14 protein-coding genes are annotated in these 18,306 nt (G+C 72.0%); 7 read left to right on the top strand and 7 right to left on the bottom strand.

What is annotated here, in order from left to right:
* Positions 1–122 precede the first annotated feature (122 nt).
* Together WH85_RS07760 and WH85_RS07755 are read left to right on the top strand one after the other, a co-directional pair.
* Positions 123–590, top strand: coding sequence for an Asp23/Gls24 family envelope stress response protein (locus WH85_RS07760; protein WP_052720238.1), 468 nt, complete (start codon positions 123–125; stop codon positions 588–590).
* A 333-nt stretch (positions 591–923) separates the two neighbouring features.
* Positions 924–3,956 (top strand): toll/interleukin-1 receptor domain-containing protein, encoded by a 3,033-nt coding sequence (locus WH85_RS07755; RefSeq protein WP_045741034.1) that lies wholly within the window; start codon positions 924–926, stop codon positions 3,954–3,956.
* Positions 3,957–3,969: 13 nt separating this feature from the next.
* On the opposite strand, the gene WH85_RS07750 is transcribed toward WH85_RS07755, so the two are convergent.
* Genes WH85_RS07750 through WH85_RS07730 form a run of 5 tightly spaced genes read right to left on the bottom strand, consistent with a single transcriptional unit; the run spans position 3,970 to position 8,408 of the window.
* Positions 3,970–4,542: an MSMEG_1061 family FMN-dependent PPOX-type flavoprotein gene (locus tag WH85_RS07750; protein ID WP_045741033.1), complete on the bottom strand. Its 573-nt coding sequence runs from the start codon at positions 4,540–4,542 to the stop codon at positions 3,970–3,972.
* Positions 4,539–5,348 carry an ABC transporter ATP-binding protein gene (locus WH85_RS07745; protein ID WP_157410880.1) on the bottom strand — a complete coding sequence of 270 codons (810 nt, stop codon included), beginning with the start codon at positions 5,346–5,348 and terminating at the stop codon, positions 4,539–4,541. The genes WH85_RS07750 and WH85_RS07745 overlap by 4 nt, the downstream gene beginning before the upstream one ends.
* Positions 5,345–6,367 (bottom strand): FecCD family ABC transporter permease, encoded by a 1,023-nt coding sequence (locus WH85_RS07740; RefSeq protein ID WP_045741031.1) that lies wholly within the window; start codon positions 6,365–6,367, stop codon positions 5,345–5,347. The genes WH85_RS07745 and WH85_RS07740 overlap by 4 nt, the downstream gene beginning before the upstream one ends.
* A gap of 44 nt (positions 6,368–6,411) precedes the next feature.
* Positions 6,412–7,383, bottom strand: a complete 972-nt coding sequence (locus tag WH85_RS07735) for a FecCD family ABC transporter permease (RefSeq protein ID WP_245673850.1) — start codon at positions 7,381–7,383, stop codon at positions 6,412–6,414.
* A 29-nt stretch (positions 7,384–7,412) separates the two neighbouring features.
* Positions 7,413–8,408 (bottom strand): ABC transporter substrate-binding protein, encoded by a 996-nt coding sequence (locus WH85_RS07730; protein WP_045741029.1) that lies wholly within the window; start codon positions 8,406–8,408, stop codon positions 7,413–7,415.
* A 300-nt stretch (positions 8,409–8,708) separates the two neighbouring features.
* Here WH85_RS07730 and WH85_RS07725 point away from each other — a divergent pair, with 300 nt between their 5' ends.
* From WH85_RS07725 to WH85_RS07715, 3 genes are all read left to right on the top strand, one after another.
* Positions 8,709–10,487: a serine/threonine protein kinase gene (locus WH85_RS07725; protein WP_052720237.1), complete on the top strand. Its 1,779-nt coding sequence runs from the start codon at positions 8,709–8,711 to the stop codon at positions 10,485–10,487.
* 305 nt (positions 10,488–10,792) lie between these two features.
* Positions 10,793–13,396 carry a COR domain-containing protein gene (locus WH85_RS53685; protein ID WP_169792421.1) on the top strand — a complete coding sequence of 868 codons (2,604 nt, stop codon included), beginning with the start codon at positions 10,793–10,795 and terminating at the stop codon, positions 13,394–13,396.
* Positions 13,397–13,440: 44 nt separating this feature from the next.
* On the top strand, positions 13,441–14,421 hold the full coding sequence (locus tag WH85_RS07715; protein ID WP_157410879.1) for a hypothetical protein: 981 nt from the start codon (positions 13,441–13,443) through the stop codon (positions 14,419–14,421).
* Positions 14,422–14,437: 16 nt separating this feature from the next.
* Here the strand turns inward: WH85_RS07715 and WH85_RS07710 are convergent, their stop codons facing one another.
* Positions 14,438–15,151: a hypothetical protein gene (locus tag WH85_RS07710; RefSeq protein ID WP_045741026.1), complete on the bottom strand. Its 714-nt coding sequence runs from the start codon at positions 15,149–15,151 to the stop codon at positions 14,438–14,440.
* An 11-nt stretch (positions 15,152–15,162) separates the two neighbouring features.
* Positions 15,163–15,933, bottom strand: a complete 771-nt coding sequence (locus WH85_RS07705; RefSeq protein ID WP_157410878.1) for a hypothetical protein — start codon at positions 15,931–15,933, stop codon at positions 15,163–15,165.
* Between the two features lie 289 nt (positions 15,934–16,222).
* Between WH85_RS07705 and WH85_RS07700 the strand changes: the two genes are divergently transcribed.
* On the top strand, positions 16,223–17,416 hold the full coding sequence (locus tag WH85_RS07700; RefSeq protein ID WP_157410877.1) for a hypothetical protein: 1,194 nt from the start codon (positions 16,223–16,225) through the stop codon (positions 17,414–17,416).
* Position 17,417: 1 nt separating this feature from the next.
* Positions 17,418–18,035, top strand: coding sequence for a hypothetical protein (locus tag WH85_RS07695; RefSeq protein WP_045741023.1), 618 nt, complete (start codon positions 17,418–17,420; stop codon positions 18,033–18,035).
* The last annotated feature ends 271 nt before the right edge of the window (positions 18,036–18,306 follow it).

Here is an 18,306-nt window from a genome sequence, read left to right as displayed (position 1 = left end):
CAGGGTGCCAGGGAAACGGGGTGACGGCCATCGCAGGTGAAACGCGAGACTTCGTCCAGTAGGCTCGCGCGGAGTCGCTTGCGACTCGCTGTTGTCACTGGGGATCGAAGTAGGGGCTGAACATGGGTGACGAGACGGAGTTCCACCCGGAACGCACACAGGAGTTCCGCATTTCGGCCATTGTCCCTTCGGTGCCACCGCAGCACGGTGGCGCCGGGGTGATCGAGGTCGCGGCTTACCGCGGAGAGACCAAATTCGAGCGTGAGGTGGTCGAGAAACTGGCCGTCGCCGCGGCTCTGTCGGTGCCCGGTGTCGCCGAGCTCGGCGGTGACGTCGCCCGCTTCTTCAACGCGGTCCTCGACCGGATCGGCCTGGACAAGGTCGGTGACGCCACCCGTGGGGTGTCGGCGCGGGTCGACGGCACCGATGTGGACCTCAAGGTGGTCCTGGTGATCGAGGCCGGCAAGGTGGTCGAGGAGATCACCGCCACCGTCCGCAAGCGGATCATCGAGGCGGTCGAGGGGTACGGGCTGCACGTCAACAACTGCGACGTGCGCGTCGACGACATCAAGCTGCCGGACGCCGTCTGACCGGCTCCCACCGCCGGCCTTGGCCGTTTCTGACCATGTGGTGTCGTGGGCGTCCCGAACGGGACGCCTCTGATCGTGTGGCCGCCGCCGGTCGGCGGTCCCCGCTGCCGCGCTGAGGTTCCTGTGCCGGTCTGGTCTGCACGACTGGACGTGGCGTCCCGGGTCGGTTAGCGTACGGCCAACGCCGTTGCGAGTTCTCCCCCCGTGGAATTCGCAGCGGCGCCCTAATTTCCGGCGCGGCTTCATCAAAGGCTCCCCTCCGGTTTCATTCGGGCTTCATCCTGGCGAGTGACGGCTGTCAGCGATGCGTGTGATCACGGCGACAATCCGGTGATGTCTTTCCGACTGCCCGTCCCGCGGCAGCGCGCCATTCCGTCCGCCGAGCGCTACGACGCCTTCATCTCCTACAGCCACCGGGCCGACACCGCCGTCGCCCGGGCGCTGCAGTCCGAGTTGGAGCGGTTCGCCGGTCCGTGGTACCGCGGCCGGGTGCTGCGGGTCTTCCGTGACGCCACCGACCTGGCCGCCTCCCCGGGACTCTGGTCGACGATCGAGCAGGCGCTGGGCCGATCCGACTGGCTGATCCTGATGGCCTCACCGGAATCCGCCGGGTCACCCTGGGTGCGGCGCGAGATCGACTGGTGGACCGCGAACCGGCCGGTGGAGCGGATCCTGATCGCGGTGACCGGCGGCGACCTGCACTGGGACGGCGGCGGATTCGCCCAGCCGCTGAGCACCGCCGTGCCCGCGTCGCTGGCCGGCGCCTTCGCCGAGGAGCCGCACTGGATCGACCTGCGGCGGCTGCGGGCCACCGGGCCGGATGCCCAGCCCGCCGGGCTCAGCCTGGGTGACGTGGTCGCCGAGTTCGCCGCGCCGATCCAGGGGCGCAGCAAGGACAGCCTGATCGGCGAGCACCTGCGGCGGCGCGCCCGGGCACGCCGGACGGTCGTGGCGGTCGGCGCGGTGCTGTCGGTGCTGACGCTGCTGGCCGGCACGGCGGCGGTGGTCGCGGTCCGGCAGCGCGACGAGGCGATCGCCCAGTCCCGGGTCGCGGGGTCCCGGGCGCTCGCGGCGTTCGCCGGCACCTACCGGACGGCCCAGCCGGACCGGTCGCTGCTGCTGGCCGCGCACAGTCACCGGCTCGAGCCGACCCGGCAGTCCCGGGAGGCGCTACGCGATTCGCTGGTGGGGCGCGACGACCTGGTGGGCTATCTGCACCCCGGCGCGGTGCCGGTACGGGCGGCGGCGATCAGCCCCGACGGGCGGACGGCGGTGACCGTCACCGGGGACGACGACCTGCCCTTGGGCGATCCTGCTGTCGACGCCCGTTCCGCCGGCGGCGGACCGGCAAGTGCGCAGACCGTCCAGCGGTGGCGGGTGCCCGGCGGCGCCCCGGCCGGAGCGCCACTGGCCGGGGCCGGCCGGGACGTCACCGAGGTCGCGTTCAGCCCGGACGGCCGGATGCTCGCGCTGGGCGGCGAGGGTCTCGCCCTGACCCGGTCCGTCGCCACGACGGCACGACCGTTGGACACCGGCGGCCGGTCTGTCACGGCGCTGCGGTTCAGCGACGACAGCACGCTGCTCGCCGCCGCGCTCTGCCTCGTCTCGGAGGACGTGACGGAGACGACGGTCTGCGACACGGTCGGGATCTGGGACACCGCCACCGGTGAGCGGACCGGGCAGCTCCGGATCCGCAACGACGAGGTCATCAGCAGCGTCGCGATCGGTCCGGACCGGACGACCGTCGCGGTGGGCAGCCACTTCGGCGAGGTCTTCGTCCTGGGTGTCAGGGACGGATCGGTCCGGCGGGTCACCACGGACCGGACGCGGCACCCGGACGAGGTGGAGGACCTGACCTTCACGGCGGACGGCCGGACCCTGCGCACGGCCAGCGGCACCAGCACGCCCTATCCGGACGAGCCGACACCGGCGGCGTCGCCGGCCGTCCGCACCTGGCGGACCGGGACGTGGACACCGGCGGGGGCGCCCCGGGTGGTGCCGAACCAGAGCGACGGCGGCAACCTGCCGACTTCGGCCGTCCTGACACCGGGCGGCGGCACACTCGTCACGGTCGGCGACGACCGGGCGCTGCGGGCCTGGGGCGTGGCCGACGGCCGGGAGAGCCGGGTGTTCACCGGCCACCGGGCCGACATCACCGCCGTGTCGGTCGCCGCGGACGGCCGGACGATGCTCACCGCCGACGCCGACGGAAACGCCCTGGTGTGGCGGCTGCCGGGCGTGGCGACCGCGCTGCCGGAGACGCTGATCCGGCGGCCGGTGGGACGGGCGGCGGAGGCGATCGCGGTGGCGTACCGGCCGGACGGCGCGCGCCTGGCCGTCGGTGAGGTCGGTGCCGCCTCGGTGTGGGACCCGGACACCGGCGCCCGGGTCGCCGACTATCCGATGGATCTCGCCCGGGGCGTCTCGACGGTCGCCTACAGCCCGGACGGGCGGCTGCTGGCGGCCGGCGGCGTCGACGGGGAGAGCCTCACGACCGGCGCGCTGTCCAGCATCTGGGGAGTGTTGTCCCTGATCGACGTCGAAGCCGGTGGCCGGGTTCGCGCCACACTCCGGTACGGCACCTGGCTGCACGGCGCGGTGTTCACCCCGGACGGCCTGCTGGTCGTGGTCTTCTCCGAAGGGGAGGACGACGCCGGGGCCGGGGTCGGTGTCGTCGACCCGGTGACCGGCCGGGAGGTTCGGCGGTTCCCGGTCGGTCCGGAGACCAGCAGCATGGCGGTCAGCCGGGACGGCCGGGTGCTGGCCGTCGGCCAGATCGGCGCGGTCGAGCTCTGGAACCTCGCCGACGGCACCCGGCACGGCCCGGACATCACTCTGCCGCAGCAGGCCCGGGTGACGGCGCTCGCCTTCGGCCCCGGCGACCTGCTGGTGGCCGGGACCGACCGTTCGGACTGGGGCGAGGGCGGCACGGAGATCGTCGACGCGATCCACCTGCTCGACGCGGCGCGCGGGCGGGTGGCCGGCGAGCCGCTGCCCGGACCGTCCGGACGGGGCGTCACCTCGCTCGCCTTCGACGCGGACGGCACGACGCTGGTCTCCGGCAGCACGTGGGCCGACGGGGAGACCGGCGCCGACGTACAACTCTGGGACCTGACGACCCGGACCCTGACGATGGGACCGCTGCCTGGCCCGCGCTGGCAGGCGAACAGCCTCGCGACCCGGCCCGGAGCGCCCGGATTCCAGCTCGCGGTGGGACATCTCGACGGCGTCGCTCAGTGGCAGCTGGACGACGGCGCCTGGGTCGGGGCCGCCTGCCGGATCGCAGGGCGCGACCTCACCCCGGCCGAGTGGGCCGAGGCGGTCGGTGACGCGCTGCCCCTGCGCCGCATCTGTCCCCCGACATAGCAAGACATCGCTGTCAGGCCTCGGCGTGGGACGGGCGGAGGCGGCGCTGACCGGCGATCAGGTCGGCCGGGCTGGGGACGATCGCGGCCTCCGGCCATCCGGCCGGGTCCCAGAGCGACGAGCGCCGCAACGCCTGGCCGCAGTGGACGAACATCTCCTGCACCGCGACCGTGACGCCGATCGCGGTGCCCCGGACGCCGGCCGGGGCGAACGACGGGTCGCGCAACAGGGTCGCGACGCCGTTGAGCCGGACGCACTCGCGCATGCCGGGGACGATGAACAGCATGCCCACCCGCGGGTGCTGCAGGATGTTGCGGAAGCTGTCCAGGCGGCGGTTGCCGGGCCGGTCCACGAAGGCCACGGTTCGGTCGTCGAGGACCTGGACGCCGCCGGGGGTCTCGCCGCGCGGGGAGACGTCCATCGAGCCGTCGGCGCCGGTCGTCGCCAGGACGAAGAACGTGGACGCGGCCAGGAACCGTGCCGTCTCCTCGTCGATCACGGTGAGCGCCTTGTCGCGGATGTGCGGGTGCGGCGGTTCGACGAGTTCCCGCAGCTGCTCCTCGGTGGTGATCCGGATGTCCGTCACGTGTCCTCCCGGCCGGTGGCGTTGTGGTGGCGGCCGATCGGGACCACCATCGGTGTCGCGGAGACCGGATCCGCGACGATCCGGCACGGCATGCCGAACACCTCGGCGACCACCTCCTCGGTGAGGATCTCGGTGGGCACTCCGGCGGTGACGACGTGACCGGATTTCATCACGACGAGGTGGTCGGCGTACCGGCAGGCCAGGTTCAGGTCGTGCAGCACCGCGACGATCGTGGTGGCGTCCCGCCGGTTCAGGTCGGTGAGCAGGTCGAGGACCTCCACCTGGTGGCTCACGTCCAGGTAGGTCGTCGGTTCGTCGAGCAGGAGCACGCCGGTGCGCTGGGCGAGCGCCATGGCGATCCACACCCGCTGCCGCTGGCCGCCGGAGAGCTCGTCGACCGCCCGTGCGGTCAGGTCGAGTGTCCCGGTCGCGGTGAGGGCCTGGGTGACCGCCTCGTCGTCGGTGGCGTTCCAGCGGCGGAACAGGCCCTGGTGCGGGTGCCGTCCCCGGCCGACCAGGTCACCCACCGTGATGCCGTCCGGTGCGATCGGCCCCTGCGGGAGGATGCCGAGTTTCACGGCGATCTCCCGGCTCGGCGTGTCGTGCAGGGCACGGCCGTCCAGCAGCACCGACCCGGCCTGCGGCGACAGCAGCCGCGCCAGTCCACGCAGGAACGTCGACTTCCCGCAGGCGTTCGGCCCGACGATCATCGTGATCTCTCCGGTGGGCACGTCGAGGCTGAGGTCGTCCACGACCCGTCGCTCGCCGTAGCCGAGGCTGAGTTTCTCGGACCGTAACGTGGTCACTGGTGTCCCCTTCTGTTGGCGGTGGCGAGCAGCCACAGCAGATAGGGCGCCCCGACGACGCCGGTGATCACCCCGGCCGGGAACTGCACGTCGCCGAGCAGATGCGCCCCGATGAAGTCGGCGACCAGCAGCACGAGGGCGCCGACCAGTGCGGAGGCCGGCAGTGCGGGCCGTCCGCCGCCGACCAGCCGGGCCGCGATCGGTCCGGACACGAACGCCACGAACGCCACCGGCCCGGCCGCCGCGGTGGCCGCCCCGGCGAGCAGCACCCCGCCCAGCAGCAGGCCCAGTCGCGTCGCCTCGACGCGCCAGCCGAGTGCCCGCGCCAGGTCGTCGCCGAGTTGCAGGCCGTTCAGGGCACGACCCAGAACCAGGCACAGGGGTACGAGCACGAGCAGCTCCACCGCGAGCGGCTGGACGTGTCCCCACGTTCGTCCCGTGACGCTTCCGGTCAGCCAGAACAGGGCCTCCTGCGCCACCCGGACGTCCGCGCGGGTCATCAGGAACGACGTGACGCTGGACAGTCCGGCGCCGATCCCGATGCCGACCAGCACCAGCCGGTAACCGCCCACACCGGACCGCCACGAGAGCAGATAGATGACGGTCGCCGTGAGGATCGCCCCGGTGAGCGCGGCGACGCTGACGAGCAGGCCGCCCGCGCCGAACACGATCATCGCGGTGACCGCGGCGGTGCTCGCCCCGGCGCTGACCCCGATCACATCCGGACTGGCCAGTGGGTTGCGCACCAGCCGCTGGAAGATCGCCCCGGACAGTCCGAACGCCAACCCGACGAGCAGGGCGGTGAGCGCCCGGGGCAGCCGGACGGTGTGCACGATGTAGTCGACGGCCGGCAGCCCGGTCCCGGTCAGGGACTTGACGACGTCGGGGAGCGACACCTGGAACTCGCCGTAGGAGAGGGTCAGCAGGAACACGGCCAGCACGGCCGTACCCGTGGCAAGGGTCGCCGTGGTGGCCCGTCGCTGTTCCGCGCGGCGGTGTGCCGCGACCACGCCGGTCACCGCGGGGCTCCGTCGTGGGCGGGGGTGCGCCGCGTCCCCGCCGGTCACAATTCCGCCAGTCGTCGGCGGCGGGCCAGGGCGACGAACACCGGTGCGCCGATCACCGCGGTGACGATGCCGACCTGGACCTCGCCGGGGCGGGCGACGATCCGGCCGGCGACGTCGGCGGCCAGCAGCAGGATCGGGGCCAGGACCATGGCGTACGGCAGGAGCCACCGGTGGTCCGGCCCGGTGACGATCCGGGCGATGTGCGGGACGACCAGGCCGACGAAGCCGATCGGCCCGGCCATCGCGGTCGCCGCCCCGCAGAGCAGCACCACGGCGGTGGCGCACAGGATCCGCCCGGCGTGCACGTTCTGTCCCCAGGAGACGGCGACGTCGTCGCCCATTCCGAGCGCGTTGAGCACCCGGGCGCTGGCCATCGCGAGGACCGCCCCGGCGAGCAGGAACGGCAGGCCCTGCGCGGCGATCTCGGGGCCGCGCCCGGCCAGGGAGCCGACCTGCCAGAGCCGGAACTGCTCGAACGTGTCGGTGTCGGTGAGCAGTACGGCGGTCGTCGCCGAGCCGAGCGCCGCGGACAGGGCGGCGCCGGACAGGGCGATCTTCACCGGGGTCGCGCCGCCGGAGCCGAGCGAGCCGATCAGGTACACCAGGACGGCGGCCACGGCGGCGCCGGCGAAGCCGAACCACACGTACCCGATGAGGTCGGTGAGCCCGAAGACACTGATGCCGATCACCACGAACAGGGCGGCCCCGGCGTTGACGCCGAGGATGCCCGGGTCGGCGAGCGGGTTACGGGTGACGCCCTGCACGACGGCGCCGGCGAGGCCGAGGGCCGCACCGGCGAGGAGACCGACGAGGGTACGCGGAACGCGCACCTCGCTGACGATGAGGTGATCACGAAGGGCCGGGTCGTGGTGCGTCAGCGCCGCCCAGACGGTGCCGGGCGGCAGGCCGCGGGAGCCGACGGTGACACTGAGCACCGTGACTCCCGCGAGCACGAGCAGGAGCACCACGAACCCGGCGGTCCGTGTACGGCCGTTCGTCAACTGGCGACGGCGGCGGCGAAGAGCGGGACGGCCTTGTCGATCGCGTGCCGCAGACCGAGGACCGAGGCGCTGGCGAACGCGGTGGAGATGGTCTTGTCCTCGAGGTAGACCACGTGACCGGCCTTGACCGACGGGACGGCCTGGAACAGCTTGTCGTCGAGGAGGTCCTGCTTGGTCGTGCCGATCATGAAGACCACGTCGAGGTCCGCGTCGAGCAGGTCGAGCTGCTCGGCCGAGATCGGCACCGAGAAGTTCTCACCCCGGATCTTGTCGAGCGCCGGCGGGATGACGAAGCCGAGCTTCTGCATGAACTCGAACCGGTTGCTGTTGACGTAGGCGCCGTACGCGGTCTTGGTGCGGCTGACCAGCGCGGTGGTCTTGCCGGCGAACTGCGGGTTGGCCGCCGCGGCGTCGGTGAAGCGCTTGTCCAGATCGGTCTTGAGCGCCGCGGCCTCGGTGGTCCTGCCGAGCGCCTTGCCGACCAGGTCGAGCTGCTCCGACCAGGTGGTCAGGTACGACTCGCGGCCGGCCGGGATGCCGACGACCGGAACGCCGAGACCCTTGAGCAGGTCGTACCGGTCCTGCTTGCCGCTGGAGCGGGTGTCCAGGATCAGGTCGGGCTGCAGGGCGGCGATCTGCTCCATGTCGAGCTCGAGGGTGCCGAGGATCTTCGGTGCGGTCGTGTAGCGGCCCTGTGCCCACACGCCCTGGCCGTCGCCGCCGAAGGCCAGCCAGTCGGACGCGCCGACCGGTTGCACGCCGAGGGCGAGCGCGGTCTCGGCGTCGCTCCAGCCCAGGGCGACGACACGCTGCGGCTGCTTCTCGATGGTGACGTCGCCGAACGCGGTGGTGACCGTGACCGGGAACTGGGCGGCGGCGCTGCTGTCCGGGGCGGCGGTGTCCACCTCGGTGCCGGTGGTGGTGCAGCCGGCGACAGCCAGCAGGGCGGCGCCGAGGGAGACGGCGAGCCAGCGCCGACGGGACAAAGACATGGAAATCTCCAGTAGTTAGGTTAGCTATACCTAACCCCGGGTGTCCGTCGTCGCTCGGATCGGGCCGCGAGGGTGGGAAGCGCGTCACATTGTGAAAGACCGCTGGAGAGAGAACTCACACTGTCCACATCGTGGGTTCCGGCCCGCGCCGGAACCACGGCGGCCCCCGCGGGGGACCGGGATGAGCTGGGCCGTCGCCGCAGGCAGGCGATGATCGACAAGGGATTGACGTCGTGTGGACGTCAACGGGCCGGCGCGCGCCGCGTGTGCCCGGACGATCCGCGCCGATACCGTGCCGCAGTGCACGACAGGAACCCGCATCTGATCGCCGAACGTTACCGCCTGGTAGGCGCCTTGGGCCAGGGCGGCATGGGCCGTGTCTGGTCCGCCCGCGACGAGCTGCTCGGCCGCGACGTGGCGATCAAGGAACTGGCCCCGCAGCCCGGCCTCAGCGAGAACGAGGTCCGTACCCTGCGCGACCGGGTGATCCGGGAGGCCCGCGCCATCGCCCGCCTCGACGCGCCCAACGTGGTCCGGGTCTACGACGTGGTCTTCCACGGCGGCGAACCGTGGATCGTCATGGAGCTGGTGCCGTCCCGCTCGCTGTACGACCTGGTCCGCGCCGAAGGCCCGATGCCCCCGGAGCGGGTGGCCCGGGTCGGGCTCGGGGTGCTCGCCGCGCTGCGGGCCGCGCACCGGGCCGGCCTGCTGCACCGGGACGTGAAACCGGCGAACGTGCTGATCGCCCACGACGGCCGGGTGGTACTGACCGACTTCGGTCTGGCCACCGCGGCCGGCGACTCCAGCATGACCAGCACCGGCGTCGTCCTCGGGTCGCCGTCCTACCTGGCCCCGGAACGCGCCCTGGACCAGGAGACCGGTCCGGCCGCCGACCTGTGGTCGCTCGGGGCGACGCTGTACGCGGCGGTCGAGGGCAAACCGCCGTACGCGAAGTCGTCACCGATGGCCACCCTCGCGGCCCTGGCCACCGAGTTGCCGCCGCCGCCGGCCCGCGCCGGTGCCCTGCGCCCGGCGCTGATCGGGCTGCTGCAGCGCGATCCGCGGCACCGGGCCGACGCGGAGACCGCCGAACGCCTGCTGCAGGCGGCACTGGGGGCGGGCGCCGCCGGATCGCTGCCCGGCTTCCAGGGGCCGACGTTCGCCGAACCCGGCGCCGCAGTGACCCCGGCCCCCGCGCGCCCGATCCCGCTGGGTGAGAGTCCGAAACCGCCCGCCCCCGTCGATCCGCTCTCCGCGCCCTCGATGTCCCTGCCGGTGGCGGGGCGGCCGCCGGCGCCCCGCACCCGTCCGCAGGCCGATCCGGACGCGACCCCGCCCGCGATCACCCCGGAACCGCCGCCCGGCAGACGCCGCAACCTCAGCCGTCGCAGCCTGGTGATCCTGCTCGCCGCAGCCCTGGTCGGCGGCGGCGTGGCCGCTCAGCCCGCGATCACCGAGGCGCTGTCCGGCCCGGACGCGGACGTGCCCGCCGGTGGTGCCACCTGGGTGGTGTCGGCTCCCGGGCCGGCCGGAGCGCCGGTCGCCACCGCCGACCCGACGGGCCGTCCGTCACGTACCGCAGCGGGCGGTGCCAGACCCGGACGGCCGGTCACCGCGCCGCCCCCGTCCGGGACCACACCGAAGGCGTCCGTCACGACCACCGCCAAGGCGTCGGGGAAGCCGGCCGCGGCCACGACGACCACCACGGCGGCGTCCTCCGGGCGGGTGGTCCGCAGCATCGGCACCGGCACCTGCCTGCACGCCCCGGCCGTCACCGGCCGCCTCGAACTCTGGTCCTGCACCGGCTCCACGGCCCAGAGGTTCACCCATCCCGCCGACGGGACCATGCGGGTACGCGGCAAGTGCGCGCAGATCTCCAGTACGTCCGACGGCACCGTCCTGCAACTGGCCACCTGCACCGGCGGGATCAGTCAGCAGTGGGACTACAACAGCTCCGACGACCTGGTGAACCTCTGGGCGATCAAATGTGTGGACGTGCCGGACGCGAGCACGGCGGACGGCGTACCCGCGCAGATCTGGGAGTGCACCGGCGCCGACCACCAGAAGTGGACGTACTGACGCCGGAGCCTCGGCGGCGGCGAGAGCCGGGGTCGGTGGGGCGCCCCGTCGCCGGTGGTGAACACCCCACCGGCGACGCCCGCCCGCGAATGCCGAATACCGGGCGTTCGCCGTATGTCCCCGGAACGGGTGTCCCCGCGATACCGGCGCTCGTTGCCTGTTCTGTCCGGTGAATTCCGTGCGTAGGATGACGCGTCAAAACCCGTGCGGCCATCCGATATTAATTCCGGAGTTCCGACATCGACACCATCATGTACCGACTTCACGAATCATTGCAGACCGCCCGGCGGACCGGGGAATTCGTGATGGAGGGTCAGGCCATCGGCGAATTCCCGCCGGAGATACTCAAGATTCGCCGCCTGCACACGGTGAAAATGGTCAACTGCGGCGTCGGATCCGTCCCGGATTGGATCGTGGAACTCGGCATCGAGACGCTGGACCTGGCCAACAATCCCCTTCCTGGGTTCCCCCGGCTGGTCCTGGAGATGCCGCGACTGCGTCACCTGGGCCTGTCCGGTGTTCCGCTGGGTGTCCTCCCCGACGACATCCGCCGGCTCGCCGTGCTGGAGAGCCTCGTGGTCTCCGACTGCCAGCTGGAGGACCTTCCCTACACGTTGCGTGACCTCGCGAACCTGACCGCGCTCGACGTCGGGTTCAACGCGCTCGGTGCCGCGGCCCGGCTTCATCTGCCGAAGAGTCTGGAGCATCTGGTCGCACCGGGGACCAACCTGAAAGTGGTTCCGCAGTCGGTACGACGGCTGACCGGGCTCCGCACGATCGATGTGAGTCATGCCGGCACCTACAGCGCCGGATTCGATCCGCAGTCCCACCATCGGCGGCCGGATCTCCACCGGCTCACCCGGCTGTCCGGATCGGCGGTCATGCCGGGCCGCGGAGAGATCGGAAGAATCCCGGACTGGCTCTTCGATCTTCCGCTGATCGAATGGATCGACTTCTCCGGGCAGCGGATCGCCGATCTTCCCGAGGGTGTCGGAAAGCTGACCGGACTCCGTGGATTGTTGATCTCCGGGAATCGGTTGACGAGACTGCCGCGAAGTGTTTTCGAGATTCCGTCGCTGGTGTCGCTGAACGCGGCGGGAAATCGGATCGACAGCATCGCGGTCGATCCGGGCAGGCTTGCCGGGATGTCCTATCTGGGGCTGGCCGGCAACCGGCTGACGATTCCGCCGGAGATCCTGTCCCGGCCGGCCAGCCCGGACCACATCGGCGAATACCTCGCCCGGACCCGGCAGGACCAGCGCCCGCTGAACGAGGCCAAGCTGCTCGTGGTCGGGGAGGGCTCGGTCGGCAAGAGCTCACTGATCCGGCGGCTGACCCGCGGCGACTACGACCCGGACGAGCGCAAGACCGAGGGCATCGACGTGACCCGCTGGGACCTCCAAGCCGAGCCGTCCGCGATCGCGGTGAACCTGTGGGACTTCGGCGGCCAGGAGATCATGCACGCCACCCACCAGTTCTTCCTCACCCGGCGCAGTGTCTACCTGCTGGTGGTGGACGCGCGGCAGAGCGAGGAGCAGAACCGGATCGAGTACTGGCTGAAGCTCATCCAGGGCCTGTCGGAACGGTCGCCGGTGATCCTGGTCGGCAACAAGTGCGAGAAGTTCGGGCTGGACGTCGACAAGCCCGGTCTGCGGCGCAAGTACCCCAACATCGTGGACATCGTGGAGACGTCGTGTGCCGCCGGCGTCGGCATCGACGAGCTGGGGGCGTCGCTGAGCCGGGCGATCGGCGACCTGAAACACGTGCGGGACCTGCTGCCCGCCTCCTTCTTCGACGTCAAACAGCACCTGGAGAAGCTCGACGACGACTACCTGCCGTTCAGTGAGTACCAGGAGCTGTGCCGGCGGCACGGGGTGAACACGGCGGAGTCGCAGGAGGTGCTCGTCGAGTTCCTGCACGACCTCGGCACGGTCCTCTGCTTCCGCAACGACAACCGGCTCCGGGACACCAACATCCTCAATCCGAGCTGGGTCACCGGCGGGGTCTACCACCTGCTCAACTCGCACCGGGCCGCCCAGGCGCGCGGGCTGCTCTCCTGGGCGGACATCGACGCCGTCCTCGGCGAGGGGGACTACTGGCCGGACAAGCGGCCGTTCATCATCGCGATGATGAAGAAGTTCGAGCTCTGCTACGAGTCGGACGAGGTTTTCCTGATCCCGGACCTGCTGACCAAGGAGGAGCCGGACACCGGTTCCTGGGCGGGCTCCCTGCACTTCACCGTCCGGTACGGGATCCTGCCGACCAGTGTGATCGGCCGGCTGATCGTCCGGCTGCACCACCTGATCAGCAGGTCGACGGTCTGGCGTACCGGCGTGGTGCTCGCGATGGACAACAACCGGGCGCTGATCCGGGTCGACCACGAGGACGCGGTGCTCACCATCAAGGTGTCCGGCCCGGAGAACGGCCGCCGGGGCCTGCTCACCGCGATCCGGGCCGAGCTGCGCAAGATCGAGCAGACGTTGCCGGGGCTGGCCGGGGACGAGCAGGTGCCGGTGCCGGAGCATCCCGGCGTGTGGGTGCCGTACCACCACCTGCTGAACCTGGAGGCGGCCGGACGGGAGGCGGTGATCCCGCAGGGACTGATCGTCGAGTTCCCGATCGGGCGCCTGCTCGACGGCGTGGAACGTAAGGCGGACCGGGACCTGGTGCACTCCGGGGCGGACGTCCGGACGCTCGAACTACGGCTGGGCGACGACGACGGCAGCGGGGACGCGGGCCGGTTCGGCCTCTTCCGGCATCCGACGTTCAACGGGGCGGTCGCCCTGATCTCGGTGCTCCTCACCGTCGTCGGCCTGGTGTTCGGATATCTCTCCTACCGCGGTGACGAGCAGGAGCGCCATCGGCCGGACAGCGTGCCCGCCACGTCACGGGGCACCGGCCGGGGCTGAGGGGACCGCCGGAACTGTCGTACCCCTTTGGAATGATCTTCGACATGGACACGGCACAGGTGGCGGCGGCGCTCGCCGAACGGGATTTCGGGAAGTGGACGCGGGCGGATCTCGAGCGGGTCGTGACCGAGTCCGGGTGGCGGATCACCGGCGAGAAGGGGCAGTGGCCCGGTCTCCTCGTCGACACGGCAGGCCCGGCCACCGTCCACATCGAGCTGGCCGGCGAGCACGAGCGGTGGTATGGCTACCAGGACGGCAAGAGCGCCCGGGTGACGCAGACCGTGCCGGACGCCGAGATCGAGGCGCTGCACCGGTCGGTGATGGACGCGCTGATCGCCGTCGTCGGTGAGCCCTCGCTGGTCGGCGGCCCAGGTGCCTGGGCGTCGTGGCGGCTCCCGGAGGTGCGGATCAAGGTGTCCCGTGAGCGGTGGGGCCGCCGGGAGCGTGGCGAGAGCCGCGTGCTGGTCGACGTGCTGCCCCGCGACGCGTCGGAGACCGAGGAATACAAGAGGTTCGAGTACGACGAGTGGTACGAGCCGGACGACCTGTGGAACCTCGACCCGGACACCACGTCGCCGCAGTCCCGCACCCTGCTCGGCACGATGGTGTACGACCTGAAGGAGGTCCACACCTGGGAGGACTTCGACAAGGCGCTGCGGGAGCTGTTCGCCTCGTTCGGCGCCGACGTGCCCACCCACTCCCGCTACATCCCGTCGCTGATCTGGGCGGTGTCCCCGCCGGGCGAGAGTGAGAATTTCGTGCAGGGCCGGTTCGCCGCGGACGAGGTCCACCTGGAGGTCTGGGGCGAGTCCACGATCACCACCACGGCCGGAAACGGCATCCCCGGCATCACCCTGCCGCCCGGCTCTGCCGGCGGGCACCAGGTCGCCGATCTGGCGCTGGCCGCGATCCGCGGCTGGGGCCTGAGGTCGCCCGGTCAGCTCACCCACCGGGCCTGGGTGACCACGAAGAACAGCCGGTTGACCGCGCACGGTTTCCGGATTCCGGGGCGCCGAGCCGGCTGACCGGAGGGAGACGGTCTTACCGGTCGGCCGGGACGCATGTCGCGGGGACGGCCTCCGCGTAGGGCAGATTCACCATGATCTGGACCGACGGCACCCGGATGCTCTCCTGGTCGGCGACGTCGTAGAACACCGTGATGCCGCCGGACTGTCCCAGATAGAGCAGGCACCCGCTCATCTCCGGCAGGCCGGGACGCGACGGCGCGGTCCAGGTGACCGTTGCCGGGCTGGCCTGGACGGCCAGCACCGGGATCCGGACGAACCGCAGCAGGTAGATGTTGCGGACCGCGGAGCCGTGCCGGGCCTCGGTGCCGAACAGCCAGGCGAGCACGGGAAGCAGGGCCAGCACGACGATCAGTGCGGCGAGGGCGCAGCGTCGCGCCAGGCGGGTGAGGGCCGCCCGGCTCGGCGCGGCGAGGGCCGCCCGCCAGCGGCCTCCGGCGGTGTGGCGCAGGGCGGTGGCGCCGAGGGCGGTCGCCATCAGGACCGTGGTGAGCAGCAGCACCAGCTCCACGGTGCCGGCCAACTGGCTGGACAGAACTTCCAGGTAGCCGTACCCGACCTCCTCCGGGGTGGCCCGCAGCGGCTGGTAGAAGAAGACGTAGGCGAGGCGCAGCGTCCCGAACAGGACGGCGCCGACGACGCCGAGCAGCGGCACCGCGTACTTGATCAGCCCGTCGAGGAGCGTGACCCGCGGCTCCGGCGAGGGCGCCTCGGGAGAGGGCCGCGGCACCGTCCGGCGGCTCAATAGTCGCCCCCGATCCCGGCGCAGAGGTCTTGGAAACACTCGTTCGGATTGTTCGGGTCGATCGGCTCGAGCAGCAGCATGTAGCCCTCGGGGGCCGGGGAGAACGGCACGCTCCAGCGGACGATGCCCTCGCCGAAACGATCGGCGATCACCGGCGGCAGATCCTCGATCAGGCGCAGCCGCTCACCCTGGCGGTTGCTGTAGACGCTCGCCAGGATGGGGGCGCCGGGGCGGTACCCGACCGCCGTAGCGGTCACCGTGCTGCCGAACAGCAGGTTCTCGGTGAAGATCGCATGGGGACGGGAGGCGGGCCGCACCACGATGCGACCGGTGCCGGTGGGGGAATGCGGGGCCGTCACCCGGAACCGGTAGGTGCCGGGCCGGGGCAGGACGGTGGCGACGTCCTCGGTCTCCCAGGACCAGGTCCAGACGTTCCCGTGGCGCCGGCCCGGCCACTCGGTGCTGCCGCCGTCGGGGGTGGGCAGGTGCAACCGGGGTTCGTCGCCCGGCGCGAACCCGGTGAAGCAGAACTGGAGCGACGCGAGACGTTCCACCCGGATCGTCGGAGCGGCCTTGCCGACCGGCACCGGGTCGTCGCAGGTGCTGGAGGGCAGGGCGACACCGAACCACCGCCACAGCCAGCTGGGGCGGTGCCGCCCGGGCTCCGGGGACGCCGGGGCGGCCAGGGCGGGGACCCCGGCGGCCACGGCCAGCATCGGCGCCACGACCAGGGCGAGGACTCGGCGGCTGGACAAACGAACGGGCATGCGTCTCTGACTTCCCCTCGGTGGCGGCCGTGGCGGCGCGCGGTGCGACCAGCATGGGGAGCGCGAACCGGGTCCCGCGGCCGGACGCGGCGACATCCGTCCGACCGGGTGATCATCCGGTCGGGTGGCACGGGGCCGGGTCGAGGACGGACACGGGACGGTGCTTTCCGCGTACCGGAAATGAAGGACGGCAATCCCTCTGAAGGGCGACGAAACCGGGGGTTTTCCGGCCTTAAGGTCGAGGTGGCGGGATCGCCGGGGGTCTTCTTCGAGGCGTCGGAGGCTGCTCATGAGCGTGGATACGAGGGTGCGGAGCCGGCTGGACGTGGAGCTGGAGTTCGCCGGGGGGAGCGACGGGGTCGCGCGCCGGGTGTTCCGCCTGGACGGTGGGCGGATGATCGTGGCGCTGCCGTCGCCGGTGGTGACCAACCGGTCCGGGCGCCCGGTGGTGGTCGACGGGGTCGAGGTGGTGCCGGCGATGCCGGATCCCGGCGGGCACGCCCACCGGATGGCGATGAACTGGTTGCCCGCGCTGCCGCCCGGCGGCCTGGATCTGGCATCCGGTGGCCGCTTCCTGGCGCCGCGGCGGCAGATGCCCGGGTGGGCACTCCCGGGTGGGCGGATCGGGTTCCGCTGGACGATCTCGCTGGCCGAGCGTCTGCCGGACGGGAGCCTGCGGCGGATCGCGCCGCTGCGCCGCACCTGCCTGATCGAGACGGTGGTGGTGAAGGCGCTGGACGCGGGGGAGAGCACCGAGGATCCCGGACGGCGGCCGGCGTTCAGTTCGTCGGAGATCTGCGACGGCTGGCTGGTCGTGGACGGCGGCAACCGGCCGGCGGCGGCCCGGCTCTCCGGAGAGAGCGTGTCGTTCCGGCTGGCGACCGCGGCCGGGTCGCGGGTGGTCGACTGTTTCGTCGATCAGCCCGCCGGTGGCCTGCGGGAACGCTGCGACATGCTGTCCGGGCTGCGGGCCCGGGGCGGACTGCCGGCCGAGGTGGTGGTGCCCCGCTGGTACGACCGCGGCCTCACCCTCGACGACGAACGGCACCTGCCGGTGCTGGTGCACTCCGAGCTGCCCGGCCCGACCCTCGCCGACCGGCTGAACCGTCTCGGCCCGGCCGAACTGGAGGAGTTGCTGGCCCGCTGGATCACCCTGCGCGACGACCTCGAGGAGCGTTTCGGTCTGCGGCACGCCGGGCCCGATCCGCGCCTGGTGCACCTGCCCGAGTCCGGGGTCGGCGAGGTCAGCGTCACCGGCTGGGAGCGCCCGCCGGGTGACGCCCCGCCCGACGACCTGGAACGCACCCTCCGCGAGCGACTGCGAGAGATCACCCCGCCGCCGGTGCCGTCGCCGTTGCCGTCGCCACCGCCGCCGCCGTCGCCGCCCACCCCGGCCGAGCGCCGCCGGTACCGGAAGGTCGCGTTGCTGATGTCGCTCGTGCTGGCCGGCTGCCTGTCCGGCCTGATCATGATGTGGACCTAGGATGAGTTCGCTACGGGTGATCGTCGTGCTGTTCGCGGCCATGATGGTGGTCTGTCTGGGGTCGGTCGTCACCGCCGTGATGCGGGTGGAGGCGGCCCGTCGCACCGAGAGCCGGACCGACGCGTTGCGGGACCGGCTGTCACGGACCGAGCAGGCGCTGCGGGCGGCCCGGGAGCAGACCGTGGACGTCTCCGCGGCGAGCATCCCCGCCGCGTTGAGCACGGCCGGCAAGGACACCTTCGAGCTGGCGATCGCCGAGTGCGAGAACTTTCAGGACTGCGCCGGTTTCAGCACCGCGACGGTACGCCTGACCGGCTGCGACGGCATCCCGGTCTGTGTCGGCGTGGACGGCTGGACCGGCCGGGTCCCGGCGCCGATGGTGCTGACCGGCGAGACGTGGACGGCCGAGGGCGAGCTGCCCCGGGGCGAGCTGATCTGCGACGACGCCGCAGCCCGGGGCACCTGGCGGTTCACCGCGTCGGTCCTGGACGCCCGCTACAGCATCGCTGGTGGCTGGCAGCCGCGCCGGCTCGCGGCCGACCTGGTGATCGGCAGTCCGGCCGTCGAGGGGTGCGGTGACACGACGCTGCGGTGGACGCGGGAGGTGATCCTGGGATGAGGTCGTGGCCCGGTACATCGCCTGGTCGGCGCGACCTGGGTCAGCACGTCGTCGCCGGCGTCGGCCTGGGCGCCGGCCGCCCGCCCCGGTGACGAAGTGGTCGTCACCGGCCCGGACCGCCGGGTCGGTGACCCGGATCCGCCGGCACCTCACCGGTGAGCGGGGGGATCGGCAAGGACCGGATCGCCTTCCCCGGCTGCTGGAAACGGGGCGGTGCCCTCGTGTCATGAACCCGTCATCCATGGCTCTCACTATTGCATAACATCGTATG

Source organism: Actinoplanes rectilineatus (assembly GCF_000962825.1).
In the GTDB taxonomy this organism is placed as follows: Bacteria; Actinomycetota; Actinomycetes; order Mycobacteriales; family Micromonosporaceae; genus Actinoplanes; species Actinoplanes rectilineatus.
This window is presented reverse-complemented; position numbering and strand designations above follow the sequence as displayed.